General features: G+C 62.1%; 12 protein-coding genes. 4 read left to right on the forward strand and 8 right to left on the reverse strand.

Annotated elements, in window-relative coordinates; translation table 11 throughout:
* Positions 1-70: 70 nt before the first annotated feature.
* Positions 71-1,897 carry a TRAP transporter permease gene (locus tag PVT67_RS09415; RefSeq protein ID WP_336407722.1) on the forward strand — a complete coding sequence of 609 codons (1,827 nt, stop codon included), beginning with the start codon at positions 71-73 and terminating at the stop codon, positions 1,895-1,897.
* Between the two features lie 34 nt (positions 1,898-1,931).
* Here PVT67_RS09415 and PVT67_RS09420 read toward each other — a convergent pair whose 3' ends face one another.
* The 5 genes from PVT67_RS09420 to PVT67_RS09440 all read right to left on the reverse strand — a co-directional run bounded on the left by PVT67_RS09420 (position 1,932) and on the right by PVT67_RS09440 (position 6,391).
* A complete protein-coding gene (locus tag PVT67_RS09420; RefSeq protein WP_301493198.1) occupies positions 1,932-2,462 on the reverse strand; it encodes a glycine zipper 2TM domain-containing protein in 531 nt (176 codons plus the stop codon).
* 129 nt (positions 2,463-2,591) lie between these two features.
* Complete coding sequence (locus tag PVT67_RS09425; RefSeq protein ID WP_301493199.1) at positions 2,592-3,452, reverse strand: hypothetical protein; 861 nt, start codon at positions 3,450-3,452, stop codon at positions 2,592-2,594.
* A 2-nt stretch (positions 3,453-3,454) separates the two neighbouring features.
* A complete protein-coding gene (locus PVT67_RS09430) occupies positions 3,455-4,105 on the reverse strand; it encodes a hypothetical protein (protein ID WP_301493201.1) in 651 nt (216 codons plus the stop codon).
* 115 nt (positions 4,106-4,220) lie between these two features.
* Complete coding sequence (gene tyrA / locus PVT67_RS09435; protein ID WP_301493203.1) at positions 4,221-5,330, reverse strand: bifunctional chorismate mutase/prephenate dehydrogenase; 1,110 nt, start codon at positions 5,328-5,330, stop codon at positions 4,221-4,223.
* Entirely contained in the window at positions 5,330-6,391 is a 1,062-nt protein-coding gene (locus PVT67_RS09440) for a 3-deoxy-7-phosphoheptulonate synthase (RefSeq protein ID WP_301493204.1), read from the reverse strand. The genes tyrA and PVT67_RS09440 overlap by 1 nt, the downstream gene beginning before the upstream one ends.
* A 325-nt stretch (positions 6,392-6,716) precedes the next feature.
* Between PVT67_RS09440 and PVT67_RS09445 the strand changes: the two genes are divergently transcribed.
* Positions 6,717-8,861, forward strand: a complete 2,145-nt coding sequence (locus PVT67_RS09445; RefSeq protein ID WP_301493206.1) for a M4 family metallopeptidase — start codon at positions 6,717-6,719, stop codon at positions 8,859-8,861.
* Between the two features lie 32 nt (positions 8,862-8,893).
* On the opposite strand, the gene PVT67_RS09450 is transcribed toward PVT67_RS09445, so the two are convergent.
* Entirely contained in the window at positions 8,894-9,787 is an 894-nt protein-coding gene (locus PVT67_RS09450) for a cation diffusion facilitator family transporter (RefSeq protein WP_301493208.1), read from the reverse strand.
* Between the two features lie 144 nt (positions 9,788-9,931).
* Here PVT67_RS09450 and PVT67_RS09455 point away from each other — a divergent pair, with 144 nt between their 5' ends.
* Complete coding sequence (locus PVT67_RS09455; RefSeq protein WP_301493209.1) at positions 9,932-10,210, forward strand: hypothetical protein; 279 nt, start codon at positions 9,932-9,934, stop codon at positions 10,208-10,210.
* A gap of 65 nt (positions 10,211-10,275) precedes the next feature.
* Here the strand turns inward: PVT67_RS09455 and PVT67_RS09460 are convergent, their stop codons facing one another.
* A complete protein-coding gene (locus tag PVT67_RS09460; protein WP_301493211.1) occupies positions 10,276-10,692 on the reverse strand; it encodes a hypothetical protein in 417 nt (138 codons plus the stop codon).
* A gap of 303 nt (positions 10,693-10,995) precedes the next feature.
* Between PVT67_RS09460 and sbcB the strand changes: the two genes are divergently transcribed.
* Positions 10,996-12,411, forward strand: a complete 1,416-nt coding sequence (gene sbcB / locus PVT67_RS09465; protein WP_301493212.1) for an exodeoxyribonuclease I — start codon at positions 10,996-10,998, stop codon at positions 12,409-12,411.
* On the opposite strand, the gene PVT67_RS09470 is transcribed toward sbcB, so the two are convergent.
* Entirely contained in the window at positions 12,408-13,166 is a 759-nt protein-coding gene (locus PVT67_RS09470) for a M23 family metallopeptidase (protein WP_301493213.1), read from the reverse strand. The genes sbcB and PVT67_RS09470 overlap by 4 nt on opposite strands.
* Positions 13,167-13,273 lie beyond the last annotated feature (107 nt).

Here is a 13,273-nt window from a genome sequence, read left to right on the forward strand (position 1 = left end):
CTCCATGCAGCAAACAGAAGCCGTAAAAGAACCCGTCAAGCTTGGCGGGTTCGATTATTTGATTGGGGCTGTGGCCATAGCCCTTACCTGTTTCCAGATCTGGCAGGGCCTGACGGCGGAGCTGTCGGCCCCCATCTTCCTGCCCATTCACCTGAGCTGGGTGCTGGTGCTGATCTTCATGGTCAAACCCAGTTTCGCCCCCTCGGCGCCCAAGCCCCTATACCAGTTCGGCCGCTTGCTTGACTTGCTCTTCGCCGTCATCGCCGTCTGGGCCGGCTTCGACCTGTCGCGCTTCGACTACGACGATCTCAGCTTCCTGCTCGAGGGTCTGCAGAAGGTCGACCTCTACACCGGCACTGCCCTGATCCTGCTGCTGCTCGAAGCCACCCGCCGCACCGTGGGCTGGGTGATGAGCGGCATCGCCATCCTCTTCCTGGTCTACGCCATGTGGGGCAACCACCTGCCTGACGAGTTCGCCAGCAAGGGCTTTGACCTCCAGGAGATCATCCGCTTCCACATCTTCTCCACCAACGGCGTCTTCGGCGCGCCGCTCGCCATCTCCGCCGGCGTGGTGTTCGTGTTCGTGCTCTTCGGTGCCCTGCTGCAGGTCACGGGCGCCGGCCAGTTCTTCATCGACTGCGCCTTCGCCCTGGCCGGCCGTTATCGCGGCGGCCCCGCCAAGGCCTCGGTACTGGCCTCGGCGGCCCTTGGCTCCATCACGGGTTCGGCCATCGCCAACACCGTGACCACGGGCGCCCTGACCATCCCCATGATGAAAAAGCTCGGCTACAAGCCTGAGCAGGCGGCCGGCATAGAGGCGCCCCCCTCCACCGGCGGCCAGATCATGCCCCCCGTCATGGGCGCCGGCGCCTTCGTCATGGCCCAGTTCACCGGCCTGCCCTACTCCGAGATCCTGCTGGTCTCCATAGCCCCGGCCATCCTCTACTTCTTCTGCACCCTGATGTACGTGCACCTGATGGCCTGCAAGTTGGGCCTCAAGGGCATGGACAACGTCGAGAAGGTCGGAAAAGTGGTCAAGGAGGGCTGGCACTACCTGGTGCCCCTGGTGTTCATCACAGTGCTGTTGCTGATGAGCTACTCGCCGGTACTGGTGGGGTTGGCGGGCTGCCTGGCCATCGTCGTTGCCACCTTCAGCCGCCGCAAGACCTGGATCCCCTTGCGCGCCCTGCTGTCGGGCCTGCGTGACGGCGCCCTGATGATACTGCCCATCAGCGCCGCCTGTGCCACCGCCGGCATAGTCGTCGGCGTGGTGGGCCAGACCGGCATAGGCTTGCAGTTCACCCAGGCGCTGCTGGCCCTGTCCGGCGGCTACCTGCTGGGGGCCTTTGCCCTCATCGCCCTGGCCGCCGTCGTGCTGGGCATGGGCCTGCCGGTCACAGCCGCCTACATAGTGCTGTCGGTGATGGCGGTACCGGCCCTCAACCAGTTCGGACTGCCGGTGCTGACCGCCCACCTCATCGTCTTCTGGCTGTCCCAGACCTCCAACGTCACGCCCCCCATAGCCCTGGCCGCCTTTGCCGGGGCTGGCATCGCCGGCGCCTCCCCCATGAAGTCCGCCGTCGAGGCCTTCAAGCTGGCCTTCGGCTTCTTCATCATCCCGCTGATGATGGCCTACTCAGGACTGCTGTGGCGTGCCGACGAGACGGGCTGGGAATTCCTGCTGGCTATCCTCGCCACCATAGGCCTGATCGTCGCCTTTGCCTGTGGCGTGGAAGGACGGCTGGTGAACCGCCTCAAACCCTGGACCCGCGTCCTGCTGCTGGCCATCGCCGTGGTGATGCTGGTGCATTACCCGCTGCTGCGCATCGCCGGCCTTATCCTGCTGGTGCTGGTCATCCTCTGGGATTGGAAAAGGGGCACCCCGGACCCGGCCTGAGCCAACCAATAAAAAAGCGCCCTAGGGCGCTTTTTTATTGGCCATCCAGCACCAGCTGGCCGTCCTTGAGGGGGATCCGGTCGCCAGGCTTATGGTCCATGCGGATATGGTCGACCTTGTCGCCTATCTGGTAGCTCACGTCATAACCCACCAGTTTCTGGGACTTGTCGTAGACGGTCTGGCACTGGTGCTCGGTAACAGTGGTCAGGTCCTGCTGCTGCAGGTTCTTCTGCACCTGGTTGCCGGCATAACCGCCAGCCGCCGCAGCGGCGACAGTGGCCAGCTTCTTGCCGTCCCCGCCACCGACTTGGTGGCCCAGTACGCCGCCAACCACGGCCCCTATCACTGAGCCCGCCACCCTGTTCTGGTCCTGCACCGGCTTTGGCACTGTGCGGGTCACGTCTTGGCAGTCCTGGCGCGGGGTGCGGACATTCTGCATCACTGCTTTGGCGCTCAGCACCTTGGCATAAGCCGGGCCCTTCTCCCCCAGGCTGTAGGCAGCGACGCCGCCGCCGGCGGCTACCGCCACGCCAAGGGCCATACCGACCATCATGGACTTGTTCATAGGCTTATCCTCTTCGTTTCTCCCGGGCAACCCTAGCAAGGCCCTGCCCTGGCCAGGCTGAACGAAGAGGGGCCTGGGGTGTGGAAAGGGAGAGGACGTTCAGCTTGGCCGCAGCAAGCGGTGAAATAATCAGCGCCAGAGCTGGTCCAGAGCCTGCCACTTCGCCTCCAACGCCGCCTGCTGGGCCAGGGCGGCGTCCCTGTCGTAATAGGGCAGATCCTTGATCCCGTCCTCCAGCCCGGGCGCAGAAAAGCCCGGCAGCAATGCTTTAAGGAAATCCAGGTATGCCAGGGCCTTGACCGGGTGGTAGAACTCGCCGCTGTCAGGATCGGCATACTCGCTGGCCAGCACTGCCAGCGCCATGATGACCCCTTGGTCGGCTGCCTTTTCGAACCAGGCCAGCGATTGGCCCCGCAATTCGGAGGCGCTGCCCTCCCCCCTCAACGCCGCCCTGTCCGCCTGGTAACTGAGTTCGAAACCCAGCATCAGCTGCGCCAGCAAAAAGCCCCCTTCCGCAGACTGCTTTTGCAGCTGCTCGATGAAATCCCGGCTGCGCCACTGCCCCGGCAGGCCGGCACAGCGCGCCGTCCACTGGCTGAGCCCGGGGCTGGGCTTGGCGACGTCTTTGGGTTGGTTGAGGCAGTACTGGATACCTTCGGCCAGGCGATAGGCCTGTTCGGCATCCAGGTTGGGCCAGGCTTCGAGGGCGGAAAGGCTCAGGGCAGGATCGAAATCATGATGCAGTTCCACTACCTTGGCCCTGAGGTAAGCCATGGGATCTGGGGGAGCTTCCTTGGACTGTCCACGCCGGGAAGGGGCGGACTCGGCAAGGGGCGGCGTGGCCGAAGGTGACGCAGCGCCGGGCAGGGTTGGAGGTTCAACAGGGGATGGCGCAGGAGGGCTCTTTTTTGCCCCAGGCGACAGCTGCTGGTACCACCAGAGCCCTACCAGCAGCAGCGCCACCAGCAGGGCCGGGAAACGCCAGTTCATGCTCAGGGCAAGGCCCGCACCTTGTCCCTGCCGTGCGGCAACTGCCAGTCCATGACCTCGTCAAGCAAGGGGCTGTTGGCACTGACAAAATCCACCAGTTGGAAGATGTCCGGCAGTAATTGGTGGAACTGCTGGCGGCCGCGTTGCAGGACGACGGCAATGCCGTCCTTATGCACTTCGGCCTTGAGATCGTACCCCAGGGTCTTGAGGTGCAGTTGGCCCTGGCTGTCGAACTGGCCGGCCAGCCAATAAGCGCATTGGCCCTTGGGGCTCTTGAGCCAGGCAGGGTGTTGCCAGTCGCCGTAGCGCAGCATCAACGCCACCCAGGGCACCAACAAAGTCAGCTGCAGCAGATAGGTGGAGAGGCTGCTGGAGTCTGAAAAATCATGCCAGGCGCCATTGGGGGTGAGGATGTGGTCCTGCCAGGCACCCAGCCCCATGAACAGCAGCAGCATCAGCAGTGCCACAGCCATCAGTTGCCAGCTGCCTGGGGTCAGCAACGGGATACGGCGGCCATGGCCGAAGAGGCCAAGCCAGAGCAGCGGCAGCAAGACGGCAAAGTAGGGGTTGAACGCCAGGTAGGGCGTGACCAGAGCCACCAGGGGATAGACACCCAGCAGCAGGCCATAACAGATAAAGAGGAGGCTTCTCATAATCCAATCCTTGATGTCGAGGGCGCCATCCTGGCACCGACCATATGTTAATCCTGGATCTGTTTTGATGCGAGCTGCCTGGGCGGAAAGAGCATGGCAAGTGCAAGGTATCGACTCAACCGCGGCGGCTATCCTTGCTCTGAGCTAAGAGTAGCCGACTTTCCCGCAAAAATTCCTGGGCCCGGGGGCCGAAGAAAGCCGCCACTTCTTTAAAGCGTGCGACCAGGGCGGCCTTGTCGCGGCTTTCCAGCAGCTCCGTCACTTTTGCCAACCTGAGCTGAAAACGCCTGATGAGTTCAAGATGTGATCCGTTGCTCAAAATGATGTCGGCGTAGAGTTCGGGGGACTGGGCGAAGAGGCGGCCGACCATGGCCAGCTCCAGCCGGTAGATGGGGGAACTCATGGTCAGCAGGGCCGGAATATCCGCGCCCTCTTCCATCAGGTGAATGCCGTAGGCCAGGCTGGTGAAGTGGCGCAGCGCCTGGATAAAGCCCATGGCGCCGTCGTGCTCGGCGGCCTCCACGGCCACCATCTTGACGCCCCACAGCATCATCTGCTCGACAAGCCATTGGTTGTCGCCCCTGCCCTGGCAATAGAGCACCACCTCCTTGGCAAAGCTGGATACATCAGGGCCGAACATGGGGTGCAGTCCCAGCACGGGGCCGGGATGCTTGGCCAGCATGGCGGCCAGGGGGCCGACCTTGGTGGAGGTGAGATCCACCAGGGTGCAGCCTTCAGGCAAAGGTGGCAGGGCCTCGATCACCGCCAGGGTCTGGTCGATGGGCACGCTCAGCACCACCAGGCCGGCACCGGCCAGCAAGGCCTCGGCCCTTGGCCAGTCGTCCTTCTCCAGCACGGTAACCTCATAGCCTGAAGCCTGGAAATACTGGACGAAGCGGTGGCCCAGGCGGCCCGCCCCCCCGACCACCACCACCTTGCCCAGGCCAGGCCGCAGGCACTTGCTGCCGGCCCCCACCTCCTGCTGGTAGGACTCGCGCATGCAGCGGCGCAATATGTCTTCGATAAGGTCGGGGTTAAGCCCCCGGTCTTCGGCTTCGGCCCGGCGCTGGGCCAGCATGCTGGCTTCTCGGTCGGGGGCGTAGATGGGCAGGCCCTGCTCCCGCTTCACCTCACCCACTTCCCGCACCAAGGCCAGGCGCTGCTCCAGCAGGGTCAGCAGTTGCTGGTCCAACTGGTCAATCTGGCCACGCAGTTCCTCCAGCATCAGCAAGCCTCCGCCACAGCCTGCAAGCCGCCGTGCAGCTCGGCCAGCAGGCCGGCGGTCGCCTCCCAGCCGATGCAGGCATCGGTGATGGACTGGCCGTAGATCAGCTGAGCCTTGGGACCAGCGGCCTGGGCCCCCTCCACCAGGTTGGATTCGAGCATGATCCCCATCAACGCCTTTTGGCCATTCTGGCGCTGGCGCAAGACCTCACGCGCTACCAGGGGCTGGCGGCGATGATCCTTGCCGGAGTTGGCGTGGGAGCAGTCCACCATGATGGCTTGATTGAGGCCGGAATTCACCAGCATTTGTAGCGATTCATTTACAGCGACTTCGTCATAATTAGGCTCGGCGCCTCCCCGCAAGATCACATGGCCATCGGGGTTGCCTTCGGTCTGCATCACCGCCACCTGGCCTTCCTGGTTGATGCCCATGAAACAGTGTGGCTGGGAGGCAGCCTGAAGGGCATTGATGGCCGTCGCCAGGCTGCCGTCGGTGCCGTTCTTGAAGCCCACCGGCATGGACAGGCCCGACGCCATTTCCCTGTGGGTCTGGGATTCGGTGGTGCGGGCGCCGATGGCCGACCAGGCAAAGAGATCGGCCAGGTATTGGGGGCTGATGGGGTCCAGCGCCTCCGTGGCCACCGGCAGGCCAAGATCGGCCAGCCACACCAGTAGCTCCCTGGCCAGGCGCAGGCCGCCTTCCAAATCAAAGCTGCCGTCAAGGTGCGGGTCGTTGATAAGACCCTTCCAGCCCACTGTGGTGCGCGGCTTCTCGAAATAGACCCGCATCACGATATAGAGCCGGTCCTGGTAACGATCGTGGAGGGCCTTGAGGCGGGTTGCGTAGGCCTTGGCCGCCTCCAGATCGTGGATGGAGCAGGGACCGCAGATCACCAGCAGGCGGGGATCGCGCCCCTGGACTATGTCGGCGATGGCCTGGCGAGCCTCGATGATCCGCGCCAGGGAGGCGCTGGCGACGGGGAGCTGTGCCTTGAGTTGCTGGGGGGAGATCAGGACCTGTTCGGCCTTGATATGGACGTTATTGAGGGCATCCTTTTGCATGCTTACACCTTGCTTAAAGTTTTGTTTACAGAAAATGGCAAGGTTTTAATTTTGTGAATATTGACTTTGATTAAAACCAGCCTACGCAACAGCTGCACACTAACACCCGCGCCCCTGACTGCCTAGCCCCGTCCCCCGCTTTTCACCCGTTTTGGTCCACCTTTTCCCTCACCTTTCCCAGGCAGGCACTTTCGCCGACAGCACAAACACATTTGCTCATTTTTTTATCTTTAGTTGACTTGCCTCAATATGTTGCCTAGATGTAAACGCGTCCGTTCTAAGGGAGGACGGATAAGGAAAAAACCTATAACGAAGGAACTTATCCATGAACAAGATCGCACTGGCGGTGCTTTGCGCTGCCACTACCACTCCTATGGCCATGGCGGCCAACATAGTCCATCTCAAGGCCGGCAGCCCCAGGGTCCAGGCCCTGAAGCCTAACCTGGACGCGGCCCAGATGCTGGGCCTGCCCAAGACCCAAAGCCTCAAGGCCACCGAAGTACGCCGCGGCAACTTGGCGAAAGCACGCTTTCGCCAGTTCTACAAAGGCGTCGAGGTCTACGGCCTGTCCATGACCGCCGACATCGACAGCCTGGGGCTCTACCACCAGATGCTGGGTAACTATGCCGAGGGCCTGGATACCGATCTGGCCGACGTCACCCCCGCCTTCGACGACAAAGAAGCATTCAAGAAGGCCCAGGCCTACCATGGCCTCAAGAAGGTTGACCGCAGCCAGGCCAAGCTCTTCATCTGGCTGGACGACCAGCAACAGGCCCACCTGGTTTACCAGGTTGACCAGTTCATCGCCGGCCAACACCCGAGCCGCCCCTTCACCCTGATCGACGCCCACAGCGGCCAGGTGCTGAAAAGCTGGGATCAGCTTGCCTTCCAGAACGCAACAGGCCCGGGCGGCAACCAGAAGACAGGGGAATATTTCTACGGTACCGACTACGGCTACCTGGACGTGGACGCCAACTGCCGCATGGACAACACCAATGTCCAGACGGTGGACATGAACAACGCCACCTCCGGCGGCAGCGTCTACCAGTTCACCTGTCCCAACAACACCTACAAGCAAGTCAACGGCGCCTACTCGCCGCTGAACGACGCCCACTACTTCGGCGGCGTCATCTTCAACATGTATCACGACTGGCTGAACACCACTCCCCTCAGCTTCAAGCTGGTCATGAAGGTGCATTACGGCAGCAACTACGAGAACGCCTTCTGGGACGGCTCGGCCATGAACTTCGGTGACGGTGGCTCCACCTTCTACCCGCTGGTGAGCCTGGACGTCTCTGGGCACGAAGTGTCCCACGGCTTTACCGAGCAGCACTCAGGCCTGACCTATTCCGGCCAGAGCGGCGGCATCAACGAGGCCTTCTCCGACATGGCCGGTGAAGCTGTCGAGTACTACATGAAGGGCAGCAATGACTGGATGGTCGGCGCCGACATCTTCAAAGGCTCGGGCGCCCTGCGTTACATGGACCAACCCAGCCGTGACGGCACCTCCATCGACAACGCCGCCGACTACTACGACGGCCTGGACGTGCACTACAGCTCAGGTGTCTACAACCGCGCTTTCTACCTGGTGGCCACCAGCAGCGGCTGGGACACCCGCAAGGCCTTCGAGGTGTTCGCCACCGCCAACGAGCTCTACTGGAACGCCAACTCCGACTACAACGACGCCGCTTGCGGTGTGGTCAAGGCCACTACTGACCTGGGCTACAACGTGACCGACGTGCAGAACGCCTTCACTACAGTCGGTGTGGATTCCTCCTGCGGTACTACACCGCCCCCCACCGGCGGCGTCCTGACCAATGGCGTACCGGTCTCCAACATCAGCGGCGCCAGCGGCTCCGAGCAGTTCTGGACCCTGGACGTACCCGCCGGCGCTTCCAACCTGGTGTTCACCACCAGCGGCGGCAGCGGTGATGCCGACCTCTATGTGCGCTTTGGCAGCGACCCCACAACCAGCAGCTACGACTGCCGTCCCTACGTCGGTGGCAACAACGAGACCTGTACCATCAGCGCGCCCCAGGCCGGTACCTACCATGTGATGCTCAAGGGCTACAGCAGCTACTCTGGCGTCACCCTGACCGGCAGCTACAGTGACGGCAGCAGCGGTGGCAGCACCTACGAGAACGGCACCAACACCTCCATCCCGGACAACAACGCCACCGGTATCCAGAGCGCCATCAATGTGGATCGCAGTGGCGACAGCGGCACCGTTTCCGTGAAGGTGGACATCATCCACACCTACCGCGGCGATCTGCAGATCGACCTCATCGCGCCCAACGGCCAGAGCTTCAGGCTCAAGAGCAGCGGCTCCGACAGCGCCGATGACGTGCACGAGACCTACAGCGTCAACGCCGCCGGTATCGACAGCAACGGCACCTGGAAACTCAAGGTGGCGGATCTCTACAGCCAGGACACTGGCTACCTGGATTACTGGTCGCTGAGCTTCCAGTAACAAAAAAGGCCGGGGCAACCCGGCCTTTTTTCTCAGTGGGGATGAGGCTCTGCCATGCGACAGGCCTCGTCGGCAAATTCGACCTCGAAGGTGGTGTGGGACAAGGCATGGCGCCGGCTGAGGCCGGCCAACTGATTTTTCAGCCGGGCATAAGCGGTAACGTCAAAGCCATCGTCGGTCACCACATGGCCTGTGAGCACATGGTGCTCGCCGTCAAAAGACCAGGCATGGAGGTGGTGCACTCCCCTGACCCCATCCAGAGCCAGGATCTCCGCCTCTATGACGGCCATGTCCAAGTCCTCCGGGGTGGCCTGCAGGAACAGCATCACCGTCGCCCAAAGGGACTTGACCACGTTGTAGAGAATAAAGCCGGTGTAAAGCACCGACAGCAGCGGGTCCAGTATGGGCCAGTCGACAAACAGCATCACCACCGCTATCACCAACACCGCCACCCAGCCCAGCACGTCTTCCAGGAGGTGCCAGCTCACCACCTTGGCATTCTGACTGCGGGCTCCCTTTAAGCGAAAGACCGCTGCCCCGTTGACCAGTACTCCCAGCACCGCCAGCCAAATCATGCCGCTGGCGTTGGGCATCTGAGGTGCCCAGAGCCGCGGTATAGCCTGGCTCAGCACCAAGACGGCCCCTGCCACCAACACCAGGGCATTGATGAAGGCCGCCAGCAGGCTGAGCCGCCTGGGCCCGTAGCTGAAACGCCCCTTGGGGCCTTCTTTGGCCTTGTCTCCCAGCCACCAGCCGAGGCCAAGGGCCAGGCTGTCCCCCAGGTCATGAACGGCATCGCTCAGTATGGCCACAGAGTTGGTCAGCAGCCCCCCCACGAACTCCACCAGAGTGAAAACCAGGTTGAGGAAGAAGGCGGCCTTGATGTTGGCCACGTCGTCGTGCTCATGGTGATGATGGTGATGCAAGGCGTCCCTCCTTGATGCATGGGCGGCCTTTGACACAGTACGCCAAGGCTTGCCGCCATTAAAGCCGGAAGCTCACAGACATCATGGCCATGGCCTTTAGCGGCCAGCGAAGGCAAACTAAAAAGATAACAACAGGAGAACTCCATGCTTGCCGCCCTGCTGCTACTCAGCCAGACAACAGTCCCCTTGCATCCCTTCCAGCAGGAGGCCAGCCGCCTTTGCGAGCTGGCCGTTCATGCCCGCCTCGGCATGGTGCCCACCGACTACATCAATGTGCAGCAAAAAGATCAGCTGGTGGTGGCCAGCGGCCAGGCCCTGCGCCAGGAAAAGCCCCTCACCTTCATCTGCGAGTTCAAACTGGACGATCACCAGCGTCTCAAGCTGGTGAAATTTGAGCTGTTGGACCTGAAGCAAGACCACTGAGCGGCCTTGTCCAACCCATGAAAAAAGGCGGCCCAGGGGCCGCCTTCTTTTTATCGGGAAAGCTATCAGCGCAGTGACGCCGTCAAGCTGTCCCGCTTTGCAGGCCGCGTCTCGGTTTCTATGGCTTTGGCCAACCAGGCACTGCTGTCGAAAGGGTCAACCAGGCTGTAGGAAAGGGCCAACTCGCAGTGGTAAGCCAGATCCTGCCGCTCCCCCAGGTAGTTTTCCCGGGACAGGGTGCCTTGGATACGGAAACGGCGTTCGTCCTGCTCCATTACGTCCGTAGTCCTGAGGGAGACTTGGCGGGTGAAGGCCCCTTTCTCCAATTGCTTGACCTGGGTCTCACATTGCCTGGCAGCCAGGCCCTGCCAGCTGATGGTCTGGTAGCCGGCCCTGTTGCCGTAATAGTTTTCCATCACGGCGGCCATCCAGAGACCGTATCCCAATACCAAGACTGTTCCCACTGAGGTGCGCAAATCCATATGTCCGTCCTTGTCAAAAAAAGGGGTTCCTCCCCGATAGGCAAATGTAGCCCAGGCCTTGGCCCTTTGCCCTTTTGTTGATACTGAATCGCTGTTAAACAGCGCCCCGCATCACACTTCCCAGCGATGCTTTGCTGAGTAAACTTAGTTCTGCAAGCAAGGTAATCGACCCTGTCGAGACCCCTCTTATTCAGGCCGCTTTTCCCACCTCTGCGGCCTTCTTTTTTGCCCTTTTCCCGGCCTTTGGCTCACAAGCCTCCTTTAAGATAGACTGTGTTTTTCGCCCACTGAAAATCCCCACCGATGACCGCCAGCCTTTTATTCCATGATTTTGAAACCTTTGGCGCCGATCCCAAGAGGGACAGGCCTTGCCAGTTCGCGGCCATCCGTACCGACGAAGATCTCAACCCCATAGCAGAGCCGCTCACCTGGTACAGCCAGCCCACGGACGACTACCTGCCTCATCCCTTGGCCTGTCTTATCACCGGCATCACCCCACAGCAGGCCCTGGCCAAGGGCCTGCCGGAGCCGGAGTTCATCCGCCGCATCCATGCCGAGATGAGCCAGCCCCAGACCTGCAGCCTGGGTTACAACAGCCTGCGCTTCGACGACGAAGTGACCCGCTTCACCCTCTATCGCAACTTCTTCGACCCCTACGAGCGGGAATGGCAGAACGGCAACAGCCGCTGGGATCTTATCGATCTGGTCAGGGCCACCTATGCCCTGAGGCCAGAAGGCATCCACTGGCCTGAAAACGAGGACGGCAGCCCCAGCTTCAAACTGGAGCTGCTGAGCGCCGCCAACGAGCTGGCCCACCAGCGCGCCCACGACGCCCTCTCTGACGTCGAGGCCACCATAGGCCTGGCCAAACTGATCCGCGAGCGCCAGCCCAAGCTCTACGACTATTTCTTCAAGCTGCGCCGCAAGCAGGCCGTGGCCCAGCTCATCGACGTCATCAACCTCCAACCTCTGGTGCACACCTCCAGCCGTTTCCCCGCCCTCCAGGGCTGCACCACCTACGTGGTGCCCTTGGCCTGGCACCCGGTCAACAAGAACGCCGTCATCGTCGTCGACCTCAACGGCGACCTCGCGCCCCTGCTGGAGCTGGAAGGCGAGGCCCTCAAGGCGAGGCTCTACACCCGCAACGCCGACTTGGAAGCCGGCCAGTCGCGGCTGCCGGTCAAGCTGGTGCACATCAACAAGTGCCCCATACTGGCCCCCGCCAAGACTCTGGGCCCTGAGCGGGCTGACGAGCTCGGCATAGACCGCGGCCGCTGCCGCGACAACCTGGAGCAGCTGAAGCAGCGGCCACAACTGCGCGACAAGCTGGTCGAGCTCTTTGCAGCTGAAGGGGAGTTCGCCAGCCAGGATGCCGAGGAAGCCCTCTATGGCGGCTTTATCAGCGATGCCGACAAAGCCGCCATGGCCCTGGTCCGCGACAATCAGGATCCGAACCAGCTTGGCCAGATCCGGTTCAAGGATGAGCGGCTCAACACCTTGCTGTTCCGTTACCGGGCCCGCCACTTCGCCCAGACCCTGACCGAGCAAGAACAGCAGCGCTGGCGCTGCTACCGCCAGGAAGTGCTGGTGGAGGGCAGCCGCGGCTTCAGCTTGCAGGACTTCATGCTGGAGCTGGAGAGCCTGGCCGAAGAGCGGGCCCAAGACGAAAAGGCCATGGCCATCCTCAAGAGCCTCTACCAGTACGCCCAAAGCCTCTAAGGTTGCTGGCCAAGGGCCTGGTTATCGTCGCCGGCTGCGCTGTACCAATGGCCTGGCACAGGCCCAAAGACGGGCCCTTGCGCTGTCTCGAACTTAAAAGGCAGCGACTGGGGCCTGGCATCCTTGTTGGCGGTCTTGACCACGAAATGCAGGTGCGGCTCGGTGGAAAAGCCGGTATTGCCTGACAGCGCCAGCACCTGCCCCACCTGCACCTGGTCGTCCACCTTGACCCTGGCGCTGTGGGGCATCAGGTGGAAATATTCCCCCAGGGTGCCGTCGTCGTGTTCTATCACCACGTAGTTGGCCTCCTCGATGCAGCGCTTGTCGCCGCAGCCCTGGGTCGAGTCCATCCGTACCATGGCCACCCGCCCTGCCCTCGCCGCCACCACAGGGGTGCCTTGGGGCATGGCAAAGTCCACGGCGTAAAAACTGTGGGGCTCGTCGTGGCTGAAGCGGCCGCCCCAGCCCTGGATCACCTTGAAGCGGCCTTTTTGCCAGGGCAGGCGGTAGAGGATCTGGGTATCCTGGCGGGCGCTGGCCGAGCCCCTTGACCACTGGGACCAGTAGCGCAGCTTCCAGCTGGTCAGCTTGGTGAAGACCACCAATGCCCGGCTCTCCCTTGGCGCCAGCTCCGCCACCAGCGGCAGTTCAGGAGCGGCCTTGAGGCCGCTGAACACCGCCTGGATCTTCACCGTCATGGGAGCGGCGCTGCGGTTCTGCGCCACCAGGGTCATCTGGTGCGTACGTTCGTCCAAGTCGAGGCAAAGGGCCTGATCACAGGCCAGGGTTACGACTGGGCAAAGCAGGAGCAACAACCCTAAAAGGCGGCGTAACATCGAAGCAAAATCCAGGCAAATCAAAT

The organism is Gallaecimonas kandeliae (assembly GCF_030450055.1).
Lineage (GTDB): Bacteria > Pseudomonadota > Gammaproteobacteria > Enterobacterales > Gallaecimonadaceae > Gallaecimonas > Gallaecimonas kandeliae.